This is a genomic window from Massilia sp. Root335 (assembly GCF_001425685.1).
Lineage (GTDB): Bacteria > Pseudomonadota > Gammaproteobacteria > Burkholderiales > Burkholderiaceae_D > Telluria > Telluria luteola.
Window position 1 is genome coordinate 71,551 of the sequence record NZ_LMCY01000018.1, and the last position, 20,920, is coordinate 92,470.

Below are 20,920 nucleotides of genomic sequence, written 5' to 3' on the forward strand. Positions count from 1 at the left end.
ACCTGCAGTGTTGGCATCCAGTCTGAACCCGCGGCGCCGCCGCAAGCCCGCCGTGGCGCCCGATCCCGCGCTGCGCGGCACGCGGCCGAGCGCCGCGGGCCTCATCGTGGCGGCCCTCGCCGGCGCCTCGAGCCTGTTCTCGTTCGAACCCTTCGGCTGGTGGCCGCTCCAGTTCATCGCGCTCGCCTACCTGTTCTACCAGGTCGGCATGGGCAGCTCGACCCGCCGCGCCGTGTTCCTCGGCTGGGCGTTCGGCTTCGGCTGGTCGGTGGCCGGCATGCACTGGCTGTATATTGCGCTGAACCGCTTCGGCGGCCTGCCGGCCGTGCTGTCCGCGATCGCCATCGCTTTGCTGGGCCTGTACATGGGACTGTTCGGCGCGTTCGCGGCCGGCGCCGCGTCCTGGCTGCGCAAACGCTGGGCGCTGCAGGTAGCAGCGTTCCTGCTGCTCGTCTTCCCCGTTTGCTGGGGCGTGTCGGAATGGATGCGCGGCTGGGTGTTCACCGGTTTTCCCTGGGCGGCATCCGGCTATGCGCATGTGGCGGCGCCCCTCGGCGGCTTCGCGCCGGTCCTCGGCGTGTACGGCATCGGCGTGCTGGTCGCCATGTGCGCGGGCTGCATCGCGATGCTGACCCAGCGCCGCAAGCTGCCGGCGATCGGCCTGTTCGCCGCGCTGCTGCTGGCCGGCTGGGGCCTGAAGCACGTCGCCTGGACCGAACCTGCCGGCAAACCGCTCACCGTGCGCCTGCTGCAGGGGAACATCCGCCAGGACGAGAAATTCAGCGCCGAGCACCTGGGCGAGATCCTCGTGCGCTACCGCGACATGATGACGGCCGCGCCGGCCGACCTGATCGCGGCGCCGGAAACGGCGATCCCCGTGTTCCCGAACCAGCTCCCGCCCGACTATCTGCAGACGTTCCGCGACTACGCGGCGCGCACCGGCAGCGCCTACCTGTTCGGGATTCCTCTCGCCACAAGCATGACGGTGTACGCGAACAGCGTGGCCGGCATCGGTCCGCAGGGACAGTCCTACCGCTACGACAAGCAGCACCTGGTGCCGTTCGGCGAATTCATCCCGACGGGCTTCCGCTGGTTCACGGACCTGATGCAGATCCCGCTGGGCGATTTCACGCGCGGCCCGGCCGTGCAGGCGCCGTTCGCCGTGAAGGACCAGCGGGTGCTGCCGAACGTCTGCTACGAAGACGTATTCGGCGAAGAGATCGCGCACAACCTGCGCGCGGAAGCGCAACCGGCGACGGTGCTGCTGAACGTGTCGAACCTCGCGTGGTACGGCGAATCGGTGGCGATCCCGCAGCACCTGCAGATCTCGCGCATGCGCACGCTCGAGACGGGCCGCCCGATGCTGCGCGCCACGAACAACGGCGCCACCGCCGTCATCGACGGCCGCGGGAACGTGCAGGCGCTGCTGCCGTTCTATCGCCAGGGCACGCTGGCGGCCACGGTGCAGGGCATGGCCGGCAGCACGCCGTACATCCGCTTCGGCAACCTGCTGTTCCTGGCCCTGGGCGCGTTGCTGCTGGGTGGCGCCTGGTTCGCGGGACGGCGCCGGCAGACGACCGGATAAAATAAGCGATTCACTTCAAGCCAATCAGTAAAACCCGCTAGAATTGGTGTTTTAGCAAACCCGCCGTGTACGCGCGCCGTGCGCGCGACGCCTCAGGCAGTCGCAGGCTCCAAGTCAATAATATGCTTACATTCCAACAAATCATCCTGACGTTGCAAACCTACTGGGACAAACAGGGTTGCGCCCTGCTCCAGCCGTACGACATGGAAGTCGGCGCGGGCACCTTCCACACCGGCACCTTCCTGCGCGCGATCGGACCGGAACCCTGGCGCGCCGCCTACGTGCAACCGTCGCGCCGCCCCAAGGATGGCCGCTACGGCGATAACCCGAACCGCCTGCAGCACTATTACCAGTACCAGGTCGTCCTGAAACCGGCGCCGGAAAACATCCTCGACCTGTACCTCGGTTCGCTGGAAGCGCTGGGCCTGGACCTGAAAAAGAACGACGTGCGCTTCGTCGAGGACGACTGGGAAAGCCCGACCCTCGGCGCCTGGGGCCTCGGCTGGGAAGTCTGGCTGAACGGCATGGAAGTCACGCAGTTCACCTACTTCCAGCAGGTCGGCGGCCTCGATTGCAAGCCCGTGCTTGGCGAGATCACGTACGGCATCGAGCGCCTGGCCATGTACCTGCAGGGCGTCGAGAACGTCTACGACCTCGTGTGGACCGAGTGGGAAGAGAACGGGGAAAAGAAGTCGCTGAGCTACGGCGACGTGTTCCACCAGAACGAAGTCGAACAGTCGACCTACAACTTCGAACATTCGAACACCGACCTGCTGTTCCAGGCCTTCAATAATCACGAGAGCGAAGCCAAGCGCCTGATCGAACTGGCGCTCACGCTGCCGGCGTACGAACAGATCATGAAGGCCTCGCACAGCTTCAACATGCTGGATGCGCGCGGCGCCATCTCCGTCACCGAGCGCGCCGCCTACATCGGCCGCGTGCGCACCCTGTCGCGCCTCGTCGCCCAGGCCTATTACGATTCGCGCGAGAAGCTGGGCTTCCCGATGCTGCCGAAAGCGGCCGCCTGAGAACAGAACAAGACAACACCATGAATCAGACACTACTCGTCGAACTGCAGACCGAAGAACTGCCGCCGAAGGCACTCGTGAAACTGGGCGCCGCTTTCGCCAGCGGCATCGCGAACGGCCTGAAGGCCCGCGATTTCACGAACGCCGACAGCGTCGTCACCACCTACGCCACCCCGCGCCGCCTGGCCGTCTCGATCACGAACGTGCGCAGCACGTCGCCGGACAAGACCATCCGCGAAAAAATCCTGCCGGTGGCCGTCGCCCTCGACAAGGACGGCAACCCGACCGCGCCGCTGGCCAAGAAGCTGGCCGCCCTCGGCTTCCCCGACCTGAAGGTCAGCGACCTCGAACGCGCGCAGGACGGCAAGGCCGACAGCTTCTTCTACACCTACACGGCGCCGGGCAGCGCGCTCGCCGCGGGCCTGCAGCCGGTGCTGGAAGAGACGGTCGCCAAGCTGCCGATCCCCAAGGTGATGAGCTACCAGCGTCCGGACGGCGCGACCGTGCAGTTCGTGCGCCCGGTGCACTCGCTGCTGGCGCTGCACGGCGAGAACGTCGTGCCGCTGTCCCTGCTCGGCCTCGACGCCGGCCGCGCGACGCTCGGCCACCGCTTCCTGTCGAACGGCCAGCCGTTCGATATCGTCCATGCCGACGCCTACAATGAACTGCTCAAGGTCTTCGGCAAGGTCGTCGCCAATGCCGGGGAACGCAAGGAATCGATCCGCACCCAGCTGCTGGCCAAGGCCGGCGCCGACCAGGTCTTGATGCCGGAATCGCTGCTGGACGAAGTGGCCGCGCTCGTCGAATGGCCCGTCGTCTACGAATGCCATTTCGAGGAAGCGTTCCTGGCCGTGCCGCAGGAATGCCTGATCCTGACAATGCAGACGAACCAGAAGTACTTCGCGCTGACGGATGCCGCGGGCAAGCTGCGCTCGCGCTTCCTGATCGTCTCGAACCTCGCGACCGACGATCCGTCGGCCATCGTCGGCGGCAACGAGCGCGTCGTGCGCCCGCGCCTGTCGGACGCCAAGTTCTTCTTCGAGCAGGACAAGAAGAAGTCGCTGGAATCGCGCCTGCCGCTGCTGGCGAACGTCGTCTATCACAACAAGCTGGGCACGCAGCTTGATCGCACCCAGCGCGTCACGCGCCTGGCCGGCGCCATCGCCCGCCGCCTCGGCTACGACGTACTGCTGGCCGAACGCGGCGCGCAGCTCGCGAAGGCCGACCTCCTGACCGACATGGTCGGCGAATTCCCCGAGCTGCAAGGCATCATGGGCACGTATTACGCCCGCAACGACAACGAGCACGAGGAAGTGGCGCTGGCCGCCTCCGAACACTACCAGCCGCGCTTCTCGGGCGACGCCCTGCCGTCGACGAATACGGGCCTGACGGTGGCGCTGGCCGACAAACTGGAAACGCTGGTCGGCATCTGGTCGATCGGCCTGCAGCCGACCGGCGAAAAAGACCCGTTCGCGCTGCGCCGCCACGCGCTGGGCGTGATGCGCATGCTGGTCGAGAAACGCCTGCCGCTCGCGCTGTCCGACCTGTTGCAGGACGCCGCCGGCGTGTTCGACTACATGCCGACGTTCAAGGACCCGACGCTCGACGTGACGGCCTTCATGCTGGACCGCCTGCGCGGCCTGCTGCGCGACCGCGGCTTCGCGCCGAACGAAGTGGAAGCCGTGCTGGCGCAGAACCCGGACCGCGTGGACGACGTCGTGCAGCGCCTGGAGGCCGTGCAGGCGTTCGCCGCGCTGCCGGAAAGCGCCTCGCTGGCCGCCGCCAACAAGCGCATCACCAACATCCTCAAGAAGAACGAGGAAGCGCTCGCGCAGGCCGGCGCCGTCGATGCGGCGCTGCTGCAGGACGAGGCGGAGAAAAAGCTGTACGCGAGCGTGCAGCGCGTGCAGCCGGACGTCGACGCGGCCTTCGAGCGCGGCGACTTCGCGGGCACGCTCAAGACGCTGGCCCAGTTGCGCGACGACGTCGACGCGTTCTTCAACGACGTGATGGTGATGGCCGACGACGTCGCCTTGCGCAACAACCGCCTGGCCCTGCTGTCCATCCTGCACCGCATGATGAACCGCGTGGCCGACATCTCGAAGCTGGCGGCATAAGCGAAACGAAGCCATGAAGCTGATCATCCTCGACCGGGACGGCGTCATCAACCATGACTCGCCCGCATTCATCAAGTCGCCCGCCGAGTGGATTCCGATTCCCGGTTCGCTCGAGGCCATCGCGCGCCTGAACCAGGCGGGCTACCGCGTCGTCATCGCGTCGAACCAGTCGGGCATCGCGCGCGAACTGTTCGACATCGCGACGCTGAACGCGATCCACCAGAAGCTGCACGCGAGCGCCCAGCTGGTCGGCGCGGACATCGACGCGATCTTCTTTTGCCCGCACGCGGCGATCGACAACTGCGACTGCCGCAAGCCCAAGGCCGGGATGTTCGAGGAGATCAGCAAGCGCTTCAAGATCAGCCTCAAGGGCGTGCCCACGGTGGGCGATTCGCTGCGCGACCTGCAGGCCGGCTTCATCTGCGGTTGCGTGCCCTACCTGGTCCTGACCGGCAAGGGCGAGAAGACCTACGAGACGGGCGGCCTGCCGCCCGGCACCCAGGTATTCCCCGACCTCGCTTCCATGGTCGACGCCTTCCTCAAGACCGCGTCCACGCCGACGCCCGCCGCCGCATGACCGCCACTACCGCCACCCCAGCCCTGGAGACCACGCCTTTGCGTACCGCCGCCCTGTTCCTGCGTTCCCTGTTGTTCACGGTCGTCATGGCCGTCGCCACCGTCGTCTGGGCCTGCGTGTGCTTCCTGGCGGCGCCGTTCCCGTACAACACGCGCTTCTGGGTCACGTCGCGCTGGAACGTCTTCATCATCTGGTGCGCCCGCGTCATCTGCGGCATCCGCTACCAGGTGAAGGGTTACGAGAACCTGCCGGACCGTCCCGTGATCCTGCTGTCGAAGCACCAGTCGGCATGGGAGACCATCTTCATGCTGCCGAATATGAAGCGGCCGCTCGTCTACGTCTTCAAGAAGGAGATCCTGTACATTCCCTTCTTCGGCTGGGGCATGGCGCTGCTGCGCATGATCCCGATCGACCGCAGCAAGGGCAAGCGCGCCTTCGCCCACGTCGTCAAGATCGGCAAGGCGCGCCTCGCGGACGGCCAGTCGATCATCATGTTCCCGGAAGGGACGCGTATCCCCGTGGGCCAGAAGGGACAGTACAAGAGCGGCGGTACGCGACTGGCGATCGCGGCGGATGCCACCGTCGTGCCGATCGCGCATAATTCAGGTGAGTGCTGGCCCAAGAATTCGTTCATCAAGCGGCCCGGCCTCATCACCGTCTCGATCGGCAAGCCGATTGCGCCGGAAAACCACACTCCCGACAGTCTGATGCAAGAGGTCGAAAATTGGATAGAATCGGAAATGCGCGTCATTTCGCCCCACGCCTATTCAGGTATTTGAATGAACTGGGCGCGCAGACCAAAGCACCATCGAAGCCGCCCACCATGACCTCCCCCAAGACCGACGCGAACCAGCTGGAGCTGTTCGCTCAGGAACTCGGCGCGGCGCTCAAGCCAGCGCCCGCGCCTGCGCCCACGCCCACGCCGGCGGCGAAAGCCGTGCCGCCGGTCCCGCTGTTCAAGGCACCGCCGGTGCCGACCCGCACCTTGCCCATTCCGCCCGTCGGCCCGAACGACCCACCGCTGCGGCGCATCCAGCTCGGATCGCATACCGTGCACTACGCCCTGCGCCGCTCGGCGCGCCGCTCGCACGGCTTCATGGTCTGCGACGACGGCCTGTTCGTGACGTCGCCGAATCGCGCGCCGCTGGACGACATCGAACGCGCCATCCGCGCCAAGCAGCGCTGGATCCTCACGAAGCTGTTCGAACGCGGCGAGCGCCGCGCCCAGCGCGCCGAACGCGTGCCGGTGGAATGGATCGACGGCGCGCAACTGCCCTACCTGGGCAACGACATCACCCTGCGCCTCGAGCCGGCCGCGCGCAGCCACTGCGTCCACGATGCCGAATCACGCACGCTGCACCTGGGCGTGACGCCAGGCCTGGAGACCTGGCAGATCCGCGAGCGCGTGAAGCTGTGGTTCCAGGACGAGGCGAAGCGCATGTTCCGCGAGCGCCTGGACCTGTACGCGCCGCGCGTGGGCGTCACGTATCGCTCGTTCGCGATCTCGTCGGCCGGCACGCGCTGGGGCTCGTGCACGGTGGCCGGGAACATCCGCCTGAACTGGAAGCTGGTGCACTATCCGCTCGCGCTGCTGGACTACGTGGTGGTGCACGAACTGGCGCACCTGCGCGAGATGAACCACAGCCCGGCATTCTGGGCCGTCGTCGGCGAGGTCTTTCCGGATTACGATGGCGCCAAGGTGGCGCTCAAGAAGCGGTCGGTGGAGATGCCGGTGCTGTTCCCGGACGAGTGATCAAGGATCACATCGTGGGCACGGGGTGCCCACCCTACGATTCGTCACGATGCACATGTGGGCACGGGGTCCCGCCCGACGATTTACCACAATGCACGTGGTAGCACGGGGTTTTGCGAACGCCGTAGGGTGGGCTCCCCGAGCCCACGGAACACGCGTTCACGATGCGCGGAACTGCAGTTCGCCCGCCGCGCGCGCCTCGACGATGCCCTGCATTGCGCTCACTTCGTCCTTGTTCAGGCACCGGAACGGAATCGGCAAGGTGCCGCGCTTGAGGATCATCATGAAGCCGCTCGAATAGGTGCGGATGCGCTGCACGTCGTCCCAGCCGATCAGGCTCACGCCCGTGTCGCTGGTGCGCACGATGCCGTGCTGGTCGATCTGGAATTCGTACATGCGCTTCCCGCGCTGCAGCAGCACGAAGTGCGCGGCCGCCGACAGCGTGCTTTTCAGGCGCAGATACATCCCCATCGGCCAGCGGATATGCCGGCGGCGGATCAGGTAGCCGCCATGCTCCCACATGAAGCGGATGTATTCGACGAACGAGTAGCGTACCCAGAAATGCAGGCTGTATCGTGCGGCCGGCGGATGCACGACCGGGATCGTGGCCGCGGGCATCGCGTCGGCGCCGAGAATCTCGGTGTCAGGCTGGTCCAGAAGCGCGGCCCCGCCGTCCACGTTGCCGGCCGCTCGCGAGCGATTTGACCACAACATGTGCATCCCCTTTCGTTTTCTAATTAAAGAGAATGGTAGCAAAAGCTAGGCAATAATTTGTTGCAAGAGTTCAACAGTGCGCACTGTTGCGCCGCGATGGCGTGCGGCGAAGGCCAGGGCTTGCGCGCCCATCGCGGCGCGTCGGCCGTCATCGTCGAGCAGGTCGGCGGCCGCGCGCAGCAGGGCCGGCGCATCGGGTACGCGCAGCGCGGCGCCCGCCGCGACGGCTTCCTCGGTCGCCTGCAGGAAGTTGAAGGTGTGCTCGCCCACCAGCACCGGCCTGGCCAGCGCGCACGCCTCGATCAGGTTCTGGCCGCCCAGCGGCAGCAGGCTGCCGCCGATGAAGGCGCAATCGCAGGCCGCATAGTAGGCGAACATCTCGCCCATCGAATCGCCCAGCAATACGTCGGTGTCCACGCGCTCCGGCAGCGCCGACCGGCGCGCCAGCGTGAGGCCGCGCGCGCGGGCCATGTCCGCGACTTCGTCGAAGCGCTGCGGATGGCGGGGCACCAGCACGAGCAGCATGCCGGCCGGACGCGCGTCCAGGGCCTTGTACGCGTCGAGGATCAATGCCTCCTCGCCTTCGCGCGTGGAAGCGCACAGCAGCACGGGGCGGCCGGCACAGCGCGCGCGCAGCATGGCACCCGTGTCCAGCGCGGCCGCCGGCGGTACGACGTCGAACTTGATGCTGCCCGTGACGGCGACGTTGGGCGCGCCCAGCGACGCGATGCGCGCGGCATCCGCATCCGTCTGCGCGGCCACCAGCGTGATCGCGCGGGCGGCATCCATCATCAGGCCGCCGAACTTTTGGCCGCGCCGCAGCGAACGCTCGGACAGGCGCGCATTCACGAGCGCCACCGGCACCCCGTGCGCGGCGCAGCCGTGGATCAGGTTCGGCCACACCTCGGTCTCCATCAGGATGCAGATGGCGGGCTCGAAATGGCGCAGGAAGCGGCCGACCATGAAGCCGGTATCGTAAGGCAGGAAGGATTGCACCACGCGGTCGCCATGCTTGCCGAACAGCGCGCGCCCGGTGGCGCGGCCGGTCGGCGTCATGTGCGTGAGCAGGATGCGCGCGTCCGGCCGTGCGGCCAGCAGGGCTTCGATCAGCGGCTCGGCGGCGCGGGTCTCGCCGACCGACACCGCGTGCACCATGATGGTCGGACGCGTTTCGAGCCTGCGGCCGTAGAAGCCGAGGCGCTCGCCCAGGTGCGTGCGATAGCCGGGTTCGCGCCGCCCGCGCCACCACAAGCGGCCCAGCACGAGCGGCAGCGCCAGCCACCACAGCAGCGAATACAGCACGCGCATCAACGGCTCTCCAGCAGGCGCCGCGCGGCCGCCACGACGTCGGCGACCGCCGGCGCCGCGCCCGTGTCGCCCAGGTTGACGATGCGCGGCGACCAGTTGCCCTCGGTCTTCCAGCGCGGCGAATCGGCATAGATCTCGACCGTCGGCCGCACGAAGGCGGCGGCGATGTGCGTCAGGCCCGTGTCGACGCCGACCGCGAGCGCCGCGTGGCGCGCGAGTTCCACCGCGTCCATCATCGACAGTTTCGGCAGCACGCGCGCGTTCGGCAGCGCGGCGCCGAGGCGCTCGGCCTCCTCCTTCTCGCGCGGCGAGCCCCACGGCAGCAGGATCGTCATGGGGGCCAGCGCCTGGCCGAGCGCGATCCAGTGCGGCGCCGGCCATTTTTTCGCGTCGCGCGCCGTCCCGTGGAAGAACACGGCGTAATCGTCGGCCGGCATCCAGTCCGGCCGCGGGCTGCCTTCCGGCGCGGGCAGGCCGAAATCGGGCGGCGTGTCGACAGCGTAGCCGAGCGCCGCGGCCACGACCTGGCGCCCGCGCGCCACCGCGTGCGTGCGCGGCTCGACGGCGATGCTGCGGCTGTGGAAGATGCGCGAGACGCCTTCGTAGCCCGAGTCCTCGGTGCCGTTGGCCATGCCGACCTTCTGGCCGCCCGGGCGCGTGCGCGCGCAGGCCATGACGATGCCCGTCTTGATCAGGCCCTGCGTGTCGAACACATAGTCGTACTGCTCGGCGCGCAGGTCGCGGAAGAAGCCGCGCAATTCCGCGCGCACGGCCGCATTGCCGAGCCCCTTGCGCCAGCGCCGCAGCGCGAACGGAATCACCTTGCGCACGTGCGGGTTGAGCTTCACGAGGCTGACGTAGCTCTCTTCCACCACCCAGTCGACCCGGGCGTCCGGATAATGGCGGTGGATGTCCGCCACGATCGGCAGGTTGTGCAAGACGTCGCCCAGCGACGATACCCGCACCAGCAGGATGTTCAAGGCGTCACTCTCAGAACGGCAGCTTTGCGTCGGGCTTGGCGGCCAGGATCACCCGCGCGAATTCTTTCTGGATGCGCTCGAGCGCTTGCGGATTCTCGCCTTCGAAGCGCAGCACCACGACTGGCGTCGTGTTCGAACCGCGCGCCAGGCCGAAGCCGTCCGGGTATTCCACGCGCAGGCCGTCGATGTCATTGACGCGGTCGGCACCGGGGAATTGCGCCTCGGCGCGCAGCTTCTCGATCAGCGCGAAGTTCTCGCCTTCCTTCAGGTGCAGGTGCAGCTCGGGCGTGCTGGACGCGATCGGCAAGCCGTTCAGCAGCGCCGACGGGTCGGCTTCGCGCGTGAGGATCTCGAGCAGGCGCGCGCCCGTGTACAGGCCGTCGTCGAAGCCGAACCAGCGGTCCTTCCAGAAGATATGGCCGCTCATCTCGCCGCCCAGCGGCGCGCCCGTTTCCTTCAGCTTGGCCTTGACCAGCGAGTGGCCCGTCTTCCACATCAGCGGACGGCCGCCGTGCTGTTCGATCCACGGGCCCAGGTGGCGCGTGCATTTGACGTCGTACAGGATTTCGGCGCCCGGGTTGCGCGACAGGACATCTTTCGAGAACAGCATCATCTGGCGGTCCGGGAAGATGATCTGGCCATCCTTCGTGACGACGCCCAGGCGGTCGCCGTCGCCGTCGAATGCCAGGCCGATCTCGGCATCCGACGTTTGCAGGCATGCGATCAGGTCCTGCAGGTTTTCCGGGTGCGCCGGGTCCGGATGGTGGTTCGGGAAGTGGCCGTCCACCTCGCAGAACAATTCGATCACGTCGCAGCCCATCGCGCGGAACAGATCGCCCGCGACCATGCCGGCCACGCCGTTGCCGCAGTCGACCGCGATCTTGATCGGACGCGCGATCCTGACGTCGCCGACGATGCGTTCGACGTAGGCGGCCTTGATGTCATGGGTCGAATAACCGCCCGGTGCCTGCGCGGGCTGGAAGTCGTCGCGTTCGATGGCCTGGTACAGGCCCTGGATGGCGTCGCCGTAGATCGCCTCGCCCGCCAGCACCATCTTGAAGCCGTTGTAGTCCGGCGGATTGTGGCTGCCGGTGACCATGATGCCCGAACGCGCGCCCAGCACGTTGGTGGCGAAATAGACCATCGGCGTCGCGACCATGCCCAGGTCGACGACGTCCACGCCGGCGGCCTGCAGGCCTTCGGCCAGCGCCGCGGCCAGCTCCGGGCCGGACAGGCGGCCGTCGCGGCCGATGATCACGGTACGCTCTCCCTTGGCCAGCGCGGCCACGCCGAAGGCCTGGCCGATGCGCCGCGCGATGCCCGCGTCGAGCGTGCTGCCGATCACGCCGCGGATGTCATAAGCCTTGAAGATCGTTTTCGAGAGAGGGACCATGAATTATCTACCTTGTGGGACTGGCGTCGGAATGCGCGCGCACGGGCATTGCGATCGCCGATTGGATCGGATGACGGAAAAAGGGATATTGTAACGGCAAGCAGGACGAGTGGGGTCCGATTGGGTCGGATTGCCTGCGTTTGCGTGATGCCTGGCGCGAGCGCAAAGAATGCGCGCCCGGAATGTGCTGGCTCGCCGGATGACGTTCCGGCGCGACGGGATCTTTTACGGGGAGCTCCGCGGACGCGAATGCCGCCCGTAAAAGACGATGCGACAAATACGCGGAATCAGACGCGCAGTTTGTCCAGCGATTTACCGCCCTCGACCCATTCCTTGACCCATTTCGGCTGACGGCCGCGGCCGGTCCACTGTTGCGATGCATTGTCCGGATTGCGATAACGCACGGCGACGGTGCCGACATTCGCGCCTGCCGATTTGCCGCCACGGCCGCTGGCGCTGATCAGGTCTTTCAAAGGCATGCCGACGCTCTGGGCGATGGCCATGATCTGTTCACGTGCCTTTTGCACTTCCTGAACCTCACGTTTCTTCATTTCCTGCTTGATCTGCTCTTGCAGGTTGCGCAAATCACCCAAGGACAAATTAGACAGATCCATCTTGATTCCTTATAAGTAGAGTAGGTGTAAGGGATTTTATCGAATATTCACCAATTCTCGCAATATACTACAACTGGAATTTCTTTAGTGTTTTTTGTGCCAAATCAGCCAACGTGGGGACTTGAATCTGACGATACGCGCGTACAGCCAGACGTAGCTGATAATGAACAACAAGCAGAAGAATATCAAAATTCCCGTATTCCGCCAGAACACGGTTGCCGGGATAACGGCAGTGAGGGAAAACAGCCACAGGTAAGGCGAGGTCCGCGCATTCCTTTTCATCAGTGCCCGGGCCTCTTTGCGGCCGACGGTCCATTGCACGATGCGCCGGAAAATCAGGCTGTGCAGGTGGATTCCGTCCGGCATTGTAGGAGATTTCCCACGCACGAACATTCGGCGATAAACGGAAAAAACGGTTTCGAATGTTGGATAAATCAGCAGCAATGCCGCGTACCACGTCGATACCTGGGGATTGCGCATCACGAGCAGCAAAGCCAGTTCGCCCAGCATGAATCCGATGAAATAGGCGCCGCCGTCGCCGAGGAAGATGAGGCCGACGGGGTAATTCCAGACCAGGAAGCCGGCCGTCGCACCGGCCACCGTCAGTGCGGAGACCAGCACGAACATGTCTTCCACCTGCCAGCCCACGTACGCGAGCGATAACAGCATGAAGATCGTCACGACGCTGGCCAGGCCATTGAAGCCGTCGATGATATTCACCGCATTCGCAATACCGGCCACGGCCAGTACCGTCAGCGGCAATACGAGCCACAGCGAATCCAGGCTCCAGCTGACGAAGGGCATATCCAGGCGCGCGATTTTCGCGCCCAGCACCAGATAGCCGAGCAGCGCGGCGGCCATCGTCAATATCAGGCGGCGCGAGGGACGCACCGTACCCGTATAGTCTTCGACGATACCGCCGATGAATGCGATCGCCGAACAGCCCAGCAGCGCCACCAGCCCGGAACCGAGGGTGGGTACCCGCCATACGGAAATGCCGGCGCTCAGGGCAACGGCCAGGAAGATCGGCAATCCGCCAATCCGCGCCACCGCATGCTGATGGACCTTCTGTACGCCGTTGAAATTATCGTCGAGCGCCGCGCCATGCAATTTCGAATGCTTGACGATCAGGAGCGTCAGCAGCGCGGACACGACAAAACTTACGAAGAAAGAAAACATTTTATTATTTTTCAGATGCAACCCGGCGGATGGCAGGCATCGGCGCGGAGAAATGGCACGGTCATGCGCGATTCGATTGGCGGCATCCGTCCTGGTGAAGACGGGCCATTGTACCGGATTGGCCCTCGGCAATCCGTGCCTGAAGTGTACGCGTGCGCGCCCCGTTCCGATTGAGGAAATACGAAATACCGAAACTTTGACTAAGCGACAAGACAATTTACAATCGGTAATGCATGAACGGACAGCCTCCTGCGCGAAAGCCGGATAAATCCATTAGTATCGATACAGAAAAAACGGAATCCGAAATGAAAACCTATGTCATCGGCGACCTGCAGGGGTGCGCCAACGAAGCCCGCCTGCTGCTGGAACAAATCGAGCCCGGTGCACGCATCCTGTTCGTCGGCGATCTGATCAACCGCGGCCCGGATTCGCTGGGCGCGCTGCGCCGCATGAAGGCATTATCGGATGCGAGCGACGGCCGCGTCGACGCACTGCTCGGCAATCACGACCTGCACCTGCTGGCCGTGGCCGCCGGCGTCCAGAAGATGAGCCGTTCGGATACGCTCGACGACATCCTGGCAGCACCCGACCGCGACGCGCTGGTCGACTGGCTGCGCCGGCGGCCGCTCGCGATGTTCGTCGACGCGCACTTGCTAGTTCACGCCGGCGTGCCGCCGCAATGGACGGCGGCGCAGACGATGGCGCTCGCGGCCGAAGTCGAGACGGTGCTGCGCGGCGACCGCTGGATCGAATTCCTCGGCCAGATGTACGGCAACGAGCCTGACCGCTGGGACGACGGCCTGACGGGCATCGCCCGCCTGCGCTGCATCGTCAACGCGCTCACGCGGATGCGCCTGTGCTGGCCGGACGGGCGCATGGATTTCGCCCACAAGGAAAGCGACAAGGGGCCGGAGGGCTCCGATCTGCAGCCGTGGTTCGATTTGCCCGGCCGCCGCACGCTTGATGTCACCGTCGTGTTCGGGCACTGGTCGGCGCTGGGCCTCGTGCTGCGGCCGAACCTCGTGGGCCTGGACAGCGGCTGCGTATGGGGCGGCAAGCTGACGGCCGTATGCCTCGACGACCGCTCGCTGCTGCAGGTGGATTGTCCCGAGTACCGGGAACACGGCGGCAAGAAGTGAGACCGCCGCGGCAAGAACCGTCGCCCCCGCGCAGGCGGGGCTCAAGGTTGGCGGCGTTATCGATGCGCTGAAAGCATTGGGTCCCCGCCTGCGCGGGGACGACGGCTTGTCGACTCCAGCGCCCCCGCGATCGCATCGTGCGCCGCCTGCGCCAGTTCGCGCCGGTGCGCACCCGTCGCCGGGATCGGGTGCAGGCAGGCCAGCCGCGCGACGATCGGTTCGCCTTTCATGATGCGCACGATGCTGTCGACGAACGTCGTCTCGCCCGTGTAGTCGACGGCCGGGTGCCAGCCGCCGCCGGCGTCGACATAGGCCAGCGCGACGGGTTGTACCGGCACGGCGGCGTCGATGGCGGCTTCGAACAGGTTGGCGTGAAACGGCAGCAGCGTGCCCTGGCTGGCCGTCGTCCCTTCCGGGAAGAAGGCCACGCGGCGGCGCTGGTCCAGCGCTTCGACGATGCCCTTGAAAATGTGGCGCAGGTCGCGCCGGTTGCCGCGCGCGATGAACACCGTACCCGCCTGCGCGACGAGCCAGCCGACGACGGGCCAGGCGCGGATCTCGGCCTTGGCCACGAAGCGGCACGGGTGCACGGCATTGATGACGAAGATGTCGAGCCACGAAATGTGGTTCGCGACGATGAGCGCGTGCGCGAGCGATTCCGCGCCGGCCACGCGCTCGAGACGCACGCGGCAGATGCCCAGCAGGCGCGCCGACCAGCGCCGGACCAGGCGCTCGCGCAGGGCGTCGCGCGCCCAGGGAAACACGAGGGCGCAGGTGGCCAGGCCCTGGACGAGATGGAGGACGAGGCGCGCGAGGCGCCACGCAAGCTTGATCTTCAATGGAAACTCGACACGAAACGCCGCGCGGGCCGCGGCCGCAGCGATTGTACCGCCACGGCCGGGCCGTGGATCAGCGTTCGAACGCGACGTGGCCGGCGACGATCGTCGCCTTTACCTGGCCCGCCAGTTCGTAGCCGAGGAACGGCGTGTGCTTGCCCTGGCTGGCCAGCGCGGCAGCGTTGACGGTCCAGCGCGTGTCCGGATCGAACAGCACCACGTCCGCGCTCGCGCCCAGCGCCAGCGTGCCGGCGGCGAGGCCCGCCGTGCGCGCCGGGTCGCTCGTGATCCGGGCCAGCGCCGTCGACAGCGCCTTGTCGTTACCTTGCTCCCCCGCCCACTTGAGCATCAACGACAGCAGCAGTTCCAGGCCGGTGGCGCCGGGCGACGCCTCGGCGAACGGCAGCAGCTTCTCGTCGTCGTCGACCGGGGTGTGGTCCGAGCAGACGGCATCCACCGTGCCGTCGAGGACGGCGGCGCGGATCGCGTCGCGGTCGCGCTGGCTGCGCAGCGGCGGCGTCAGGCGCGCGTTGGAATCGAAGAAGCCGATGTCGGCGTCCGTCATGTGCAGGTGGTGCACGCCGACGTCGCACGTGACCGGCAAGCCTTCCTTCTTGGCGGCGCGGATCAGGTCCAGCGCGGCGGCGGACGAGATGCGGCACAGGTGCACGCGCGCGCCCGATGCGCGCATCAGTTCGAAGATCGTGTGCAGCGCGATGGTTTCCGACATCACGGGCACGCCGGACAAGCCCAGGCGCGACGCCAGCGGGCCGCTGTGGGCGATGCCGCCGCGGCCGATGTGCGGGTCCTGCGGGCGCAGCCAGACGGTGTAGCCGAACGTCTTCGCGTACTGCATGGCGCGCAGCAGCACGGTCGTGTCCTCGATCGGCTCCTCGGCCTGCGCGAAGCCGATGCAGCCGGCTTCCGTGAGCTCGGCCATCTCGGTCAGTGCACGGCCCTTGAGGCCGACGGTCAGCGCGCCGAGCGGATGCACGTTGGCCTGGTTCAGCAGGCGCGCGCGGTGCTTGAGCATCTCGACGAGGCCCGGTTCGTCCAGCACGGGGTCAGTGTCGGGCGGGCACACGAGCGTCGTCACGCCGCCCTGCATGGCCGCCTGCATTTCCGATTCCAGCGTGGCCTTGTATTCGTAGCCCGGCTCGCGCAGGCGGGCGGACAGGTCGACGAGGCCCGGCGCGACCACGAGGCCGGTGGCGTCGATGGTGCGCGCGGCCGTGAAGCCTTGCGGGGCGCTGCCGATGCCGGCGACCTTGCCGCCGGCGATGAAGAGGTCCTGGACGGCGTCGATGCCGCCCGCCGGGTCGACCACGCGCCCGTTCTTGATGTGCAAGTTATTCATACGTGCGAATTTAAGTGTGACTACCGGCCAAAATACTCATAACCGCCATGCGGACCGCGATACCGAAGGTGACCTGCGGCAGGATCACGGCCTGGGCGCCGTCCGCCACGGCCGAATCGATCTCCACGCCGCGGTTCATCGGGCCCGGGTGCATCACGATGGCGTCGGGTTTCGCGAGCGCCAGGCGCTCCGGCGTCAGGCCGTAGCTCTTGAAATACTCGCCCGCCGACGGCAGCAGCGCGCCCGACATGCGCTCGTTCTGCAGGCGCAGCATGATGATCACGTCGACGTCCTTCAGGCCCTCGTCCATGTTGGTGAAGACGCGCACGCCCATCTGTTCCAGGCCGCCCGGCAGCAGCGTGTGCGGGCCGATGGCGCGCACTTCCGGCACGCCGAGGGTCGTCAGCGCGTGGATGTCCGAGCGCGCCACGCGGCTGTGCAGGATGTCGCCGACGATCGCCACGCGCAGGTTCGTGAAATCCTTCTTGTAGTGGCGGATCGTGTACATGTCGAGCAGGCCCTGCGTCGGATGCGCATGGCGGCCGTCGCCCGCGTTCACCACGTGCACGTGGTTCTGCTTCGTGTCGTTCAGGTGCTTGGCGATCAGGTACGGCGCGCCCGACTGCGCGTGGCGCACGACGAACATGTCGGCATGCATGGCCGACAGGTTGTCGATCGTGTCCAGCAGCGATTCGCCCTTGCTCGTCGACGACGCGGCGATGTTCAGGTTGATGACGTCGGCCGACAGGCGCTTCGACGCGATCTCGAAGGTCGTGCGCGTGCGCGTCGAGTTTTCGAAGAACAGGTTGAAGACGCTTTTCCCGCGCATCAGCGGCACCTTCTTGACCTCGCGGTCGGAGATGCTCACGAAGCTCGAGGCGGTGTCGAGGATGTGGTTGATGATGGCCTTCGGCAGTCCCTCGATGGTGAGGAGGTGCTGCAGCTCGCCGTTCTTGTTCAGTTGCGGGTTATGCATTGTCGTCTTCGATCTTGAGCGAAAGTTGGCCGTCCGCCGTGCGCGACAGCGCGAGCGAGCGGCCGGTTTGCAGCTGTGCGTGCGCGCCGACGAAATCGGCCGCGACCGGCAGTTCGCGGCCGCCGCGATCCGCCAGCGCGGCCAGCATGATACGCTGCGGCCGGCCGAAGTCGAACAGCACGTTGATCGCCGCGCGCACCGTGCGGCCGGTGTACAGCACGTCGTCAACGAGCACGATGGTCGCGCCGTCGACGTTGAATTCGATCCGGGTCGGCTTCACGTCCGGGTGCAGGCCCTTGCGGGCATAGTCGTCGCGGTAGAACGACACGTCGATGAAGCCGAGGCGCGCCTGCAGACCGAGGTCGCTCGCGAGGCGCTCGGCCAGCCAGGCGCCGCCGGAATGGATGCCGACGATGGCGGCGTCCGGCACACCCGACAAACCGGCGCGCACCTGTGCGAGCAGGTCGCGGTACAGGGCTTCGGCATCGCTGGTGTTGCCTGCCCTGTCCGCGTCGTTAATAAGAGTTGGCATGATCGTCAAAGTATTGTTGCAAAATGATGGCGGCGGCCCTGGCGTCGATGATCTCGCCGCGCCTGGCGGGGACGACGGCCGACGAATAGCGTTCGTCGACGAGTTCGACGGGCAGGTCGAAGCGGCCGTGGAGCTGGTTGGCGAAGCGGCGCGCGCGCAGGGTCATGTCGTGCTCCGCGCCGTCCGGATGGCGCGGCTCGCCGACGACGAGGCGCGCGGGGCGCCATTGTTCGATCAGGTCGCCGATGACCTGGAAGCGGGTCGCGTTGTCGACCGCCTTGATGACGGATAGCGGTTGCGCCTGTCCCGTCAGCGTATTCCCCATGGCGATGCCGATGCGCTTGATGCCGAAGTCGAAGCCTAGAACAATATCAACCATCACACTACTTATCGTTTTGGCTGATGGCACTGTAGGGTGGGCACCCCTGTGCCCACGCGTGACGTCTGCGTCATTCCGCCGCCCGCGTGGGCACAGGGTGCCCACCCTACCGGTGTCGTGATGCACACGTCACGCATGGCCGGCCTCGGTGGCGAGCATGAGCGGATCGATACCCAGTAGCTTGATGGCGGCGTTGTAGCGTTCCTCGATCGGCAGGTCGAACAGCACGCGCGCGTCGGCGCCCACCGTGAGCCAGCCGTTGCGGGCGATTTCTTCTTCCAGCTGGCCCGGGCTCCAGCCGGCATAGCCGATGGAGACGAGCATGCGGCGCGGACCGGAACCGTTGGCGACGGCTTCCAGCACGTCGATCGACGTGGTGAACGCGACGTCGTCGGTGACGCTCAGCGACGAGGAATAGCGGCCGCCCGGCGAATGCAGCACGAAGCCGCGGTCGTCCTGGACGGGGCCGCCGAACATGATCGGCGCGTCCTCGACGCTGGGGCGCAGGCCTTCGGCCACTTTCAGGTCGATGCGGTCGAACAGCACGTCCATGGTCATGTCCGTCGGCTTGTTGATGACGACGCCGAGCACGCCTTTGTCGTTGTGTTCGCAGATATACACGACGGCGCCGCCGAAGATCGGATCATTCATCGACGGCATAGCAATCAGGAAATGATTCGCCAGGTTCAGCTGCGAGGCAGATGCGCCGACCGCGCCCAGGCTGAGCGATTCCTCCTGGTGCATCCCGGGCATGGTTAGAGGCTTGCCGACCTTACTTTTTTTCATGCTCATACTCTCTGTTGGCTCACTCTCTGGGGTTACCGCGGCATTTCTAAGCTGAAAAGCTGGACTTTTCGCTAGTTTACACCGAATTGCCCGACCAGCCACGGAAGCCGCTCGGCCGGGGCAAACCTGAGAGATGGTAGACAGTAAAATTCTGATCTGCATTGACTCCGCACACAGAAGATGACTTTAAGAAACTCCTTGGTCTGGTTCCGGCGCGATTTACGCGTGGACGACCATGCTGCGCTGCATCACGCCCTGCTCTCGTCACGGCGCGTGTTCGGCGTGTTCGTGTTCGATACCGACATCCTGGCCGGCCTGCCGTCCGACGACCGGCGCGTCCAGTTCCTGCTGGACAGCGTGCGCGAGCTGGATGCGCGCCTCCGTGACATGGGAGGTTACCTCATCGTGCGCCACGGGCGCGCCGCGCAGGTGATCCCCGAACTGGCTGCCGGGCTCGATGCGGAATCGGTCTTCGCCAACCGCGATTACGAGCCGCAGGCGCTCGCGCGCGACCGTGCGGTGCAGGACGCCCTGCGCGCGGCCGGCCGCAGCCTGCAGACGTTCAAGGACCAGGTCATCGTCGAACAGGATGACGTGCTGACCCTGGCCGGCGGCCCGTATTCCGTCTTTACACCTTACAAGAATGCGTGGCTGAAACGCCTGGCGCGCGAGCCCGAGGCGCTGCGGCCGTTCGAGACCGCACCCCACGCGGCCGCGCTCGCGCCACCGCCCGCGGATCACGCCCTGCCCACGCTCGCCGATCTCGGCTTCGTGGCGGGCGCCACGCCCATCGGCCATCCCGGCACGGCGGGCGCGGCACGGCTGCTGGCGCAATTCGAACGGTGCCTCGCGCGCTACGACCACGACCGCGATTACCCGGCGCTGGACGCCACGTCGCACCTGTCGATCCACCTGCGCTTCGGCACGCTGAGCGTGCGCCGCCTCGTCGCCATGCTGCAGGCGCGCATCGCGGACGGCAGCGGCGGCGCCGGCGCGCCCGTGTGGCTGTCGCAACTCATCTGGCGCGAGTTCTACATGATGATCGTGGCGCGCCATCCGCGCGTCGTCACGCACGCGTTCAAGCAGGCGTTCAATGCCGTCGCGTGGGACGCCGGCCCCGCGGCGGACGCCCTGTTCGCCGCCTGGTGCGCGGGACGCACGGGCTATCCGCTCGTCGACGCCGCGATGCTGCAGCTCGAACGGACAGGCTTCATGCACAACCGCCTGCGCATGGTGACGGCCAGTTTTCTGACCAAGGACCTCGGGATCGACTGGCGGCGCGGCGAGCGCTGGTTCGCACTGAAACTGAACGATTACGAACTGGCGTCGAACAACGGCGGCTGGCAGTGGGCGGCGTCGACCGGTTGCGATGCGCAGCCCTGGTTCCGCATCTTCAATCCCGTGACGCAGTCGCGCCGCTTCGATCCGGACGGGGATTTCATTCGGCGGTACTTGCCGCAACTAGCCGGATTGACGGGCGCGGCGATCCACGCGCCGTGGCTGGCGAAACCGGACGCGCTGGAGAAGGCCGGTGTCGTGCTGGGGGAGGATTATCCGTTGCCGGTGGTGGACCACGAGCAGGCGCGGGCCAGGACGCTGGCCCGCTTCAAGGCGGTACGCGACGCGTGAGATTGGAACGCGACCGTAAAACGTCGTTCCCGCGCAGG

20 protein-coding genes are annotated in these 20,920 nt (G+C 66.3%); 8 read left to right on the plus strand and 12 right to left on the minus strand.

The features are described 5' to 3' along the window. Positions 1–7: 7 nt before the first annotated feature. From lnt to ASC93_RS11365, 6 genes are all read left to right on the plus strand, one after another. Positions 8–1,585: an apolipoprotein N-acyltransferase gene (gene lnt / locus ASC93_RS11340; RefSeq protein WP_229412688.1), complete on the plus strand. Its 1,578-nt coding sequence runs from the start codon at positions 8–10 to the stop codon at positions 1,583–1,585. Between the two features lie 122 nt (positions 1,586–1,707). Beyond that, entirely contained in the window at positions 1,708–2,613 is a 906-nt protein-coding gene (glyQ, locus tag ASC93_RS11345) for a glycine--tRNA ligase subunit alpha (protein ID WP_056441341.1), read from the plus strand. Between the two features lie 20 nt (positions 2,614–2,633). Further along, a complete protein-coding gene (glyS, locus tag ASC93_RS11350; protein ID WP_056441344.1) occupies positions 2,634–4,730 on the plus strand; it encodes a glycine--tRNA ligase subunit beta in 2,097 nt (698 codons plus the stop codon). Positions 4,731–4,743: 13 nt separating this feature from the next. Beyond that, positions 4,744–5,307, plus strand: coding sequence for a D-glycero-beta-D-manno-heptose 1,7-bisphosphate 7-phosphatase (gmhB, locus tag ASC93_RS11355; RefSeq protein ID WP_056441347.1), 564 nt, complete (start codon positions 4,744–4,746; stop codon positions 5,305–5,307). A gap of 38 nt (positions 5,308–5,345) precedes the next feature. Next, positions 5,346–6,086, plus strand: a complete 741-nt coding sequence (locus tag ASC93_RS11360; RefSeq protein WP_157201871.1) for a 1-acyl-sn-glycerol-3-phosphate acyltransferase — start codon at positions 5,346–5,348, stop codon at positions 6,084–6,086. A 44-nt stretch (positions 6,087–6,130) separates the two neighbouring features. Continuing rightward, positions 6,131–7,060 (plus strand): M48 family metallopeptidase, encoded by a 930-nt coding sequence (locus tag ASC93_RS11365; RefSeq protein ID WP_056441352.1) that lies wholly within the window; start codon positions 6,131–6,133, stop codon positions 7,058–7,060. A gap of 159 nt (positions 7,061–7,219) precedes the next feature. Here the strand turns inward: ASC93_RS11365 and ASC93_RS11370 are convergent, their stop codons facing one another. From ASC93_RS11370 to ASC93_RS11395, 6 genes are all read right to left on the minus strand, one after another. After that, positions 7,220–7,774, minus strand: coding sequence for a YcxB family protein (locus ASC93_RS11370; RefSeq protein WP_229412689.1), 555 nt, complete (start codon positions 7,772–7,774; stop codon positions 7,220–7,222). Positions 7,775–7,819: 45 nt separating this feature from the next. Next, positions 7,820–9,082: a lipid IV(A) 3-deoxy-D-manno-octulosonic acid transferase gene (gene waaA, locus ASC93_RS11375; protein WP_056441355.1), complete on the minus strand. Its 1,263-nt coding sequence runs from the start codon at positions 9,080–9,082 to the stop codon at positions 7,820–7,822. After that, positions 9,082–10,062 (minus strand): lipopolysaccharide heptosyltransferase I, encoded by a 981-nt coding sequence (waaC, locus tag ASC93_RS11380; protein ID WP_056441359.1) that lies wholly within the window; start codon positions 10,060–10,062, stop codon positions 9,082–9,084. The genes waaA and waaC overlap by 1 nt, the downstream gene beginning before the upstream one ends. Positions 10,063–10,072: 10 nt before the next feature. After that, the gene (locus ASC93_RS11385; RefSeq protein ID WP_056441364.1) at positions 10,073–11,455 is read right to left on the minus strand and encodes a phosphomannomutase/phosphoglucomutase; all 1,383 of its coding nucleotides are present in this window, start codon (positions 11,453–11,455) and stop codon (positions 10,073–10,075) included. Between the two features lie 287 nt (positions 11,456–11,742). Further along, positions 11,743–12,069 carry an H-NS family nucleoid-associated regulatory protein gene (locus ASC93_RS11390; protein WP_056441367.1) on the minus strand — a complete coding sequence of 109 codons (327 nt, stop codon included), beginning with the start codon at positions 12,067–12,069 and terminating at the stop codon, positions 11,743–11,745. Positions 12,070–12,153: 84 nt separating this feature from the next. Next, on the minus strand, positions 12,154–13,248 hold the full coding sequence (locus ASC93_RS11395; RefSeq protein WP_056441370.1) for a glycosyltransferase: 1,095 nt from the start codon (positions 13,246–13,248) through the stop codon (positions 12,154–12,156). Positions 13,249–13,553: 305 nt separating this feature from the next. Between ASC93_RS11395 and ASC93_RS11400 the strand changes: the two genes are divergently transcribed. Further along, positions 13,554–14,387: a symmetrical bis(5'-nucleosyl)-tetraphosphatase gene (locus tag ASC93_RS11400; protein WP_056441373.1), complete on the plus strand. Its 834-nt coding sequence runs from the start codon at positions 13,554–13,556 to the stop codon at positions 14,385–14,387. A 56-nt stretch (positions 14,388–14,443) separates the two neighbouring features. Here the strand turns inward: ASC93_RS11400 and ASC93_RS11405 are convergent, their stop codons facing one another. From ASC93_RS11405 to ASC93_RS11430, 6 genes are all read right to left on the minus strand, one after another. Further along, positions 14,444–15,226: a 1-acyl-sn-glycerol-3-phosphate acyltransferase gene (locus ASC93_RS11405; RefSeq protein WP_056441376.1), complete on the minus strand. Its 783-nt coding sequence runs from the start codon at positions 15,224–15,226 to the stop codon at positions 14,444–14,446. A gap of 70 nt (positions 15,227–15,296) precedes the next feature. Then, on the minus strand, positions 15,297–16,580 hold the full coding sequence (locus ASC93_RS11410) for a dihydroorotase (protein WP_056441379.1): 1,284 nt from the start codon (positions 16,578–16,580) through the stop codon (positions 15,297–15,299). A gap of 10 nt (positions 16,581–16,590) precedes the next feature. Further along, positions 16,591–17,556, minus strand: a complete 966-nt coding sequence (locus tag ASC93_RS11415) for an aspartate carbamoyltransferase catalytic subunit (RefSeq protein WP_056441382.1) — start codon at positions 17,554–17,556, stop codon at positions 16,591–16,593. Then, the gene (gene pyrR / locus ASC93_RS11420; RefSeq protein ID WP_056441385.1) at positions 17,549–18,088 is read right to left on the minus strand and encodes a bifunctional pyr operon transcriptional regulator/uracil phosphoribosyltransferase PyrR; all 540 of its coding nucleotides are present in this window, start codon (positions 18,086–18,088) and stop codon (positions 17,549–17,551) included. The genes ASC93_RS11415 and pyrR overlap by 8 nt, the downstream gene beginning before the upstream one ends. Next, positions 18,072–18,467, minus strand: a complete 396-nt coding sequence (ruvX, locus tag ASC93_RS11425) for a Holliday junction resolvase RuvX (RefSeq protein ID WP_056441387.1) — start codon at positions 18,465–18,467, stop codon at positions 18,072–18,074. Before ruvX ends, pyrR begins: the two co-directional genes overlap by 17 nt. 129 nt (positions 18,468–18,596) lie before the next feature. Further along, positions 18,597–19,211, minus strand: a complete 615-nt coding sequence (locus ASC93_RS11430; RefSeq protein ID WP_229412692.1) for a YqgE/AlgH family protein — start codon at positions 19,209–19,211, stop codon at positions 18,597–18,599. A 222-nt stretch (positions 19,212–19,433) separates the two neighbouring features. Between ASC93_RS11430 and ASC93_RS11435 the strand changes: the two genes are divergently transcribed. Next, positions 19,434–20,882 (plus strand): deoxyribodipyrimidine photo-lyase, encoded by a 1,449-nt coding sequence (locus ASC93_RS11435; RefSeq protein WP_056441393.1) that lies wholly within the window; start codon positions 19,434–19,436, stop codon positions 20,880–20,882. The last annotated feature ends 38 nt before the right edge of the window (positions 20,883–20,920 follow it).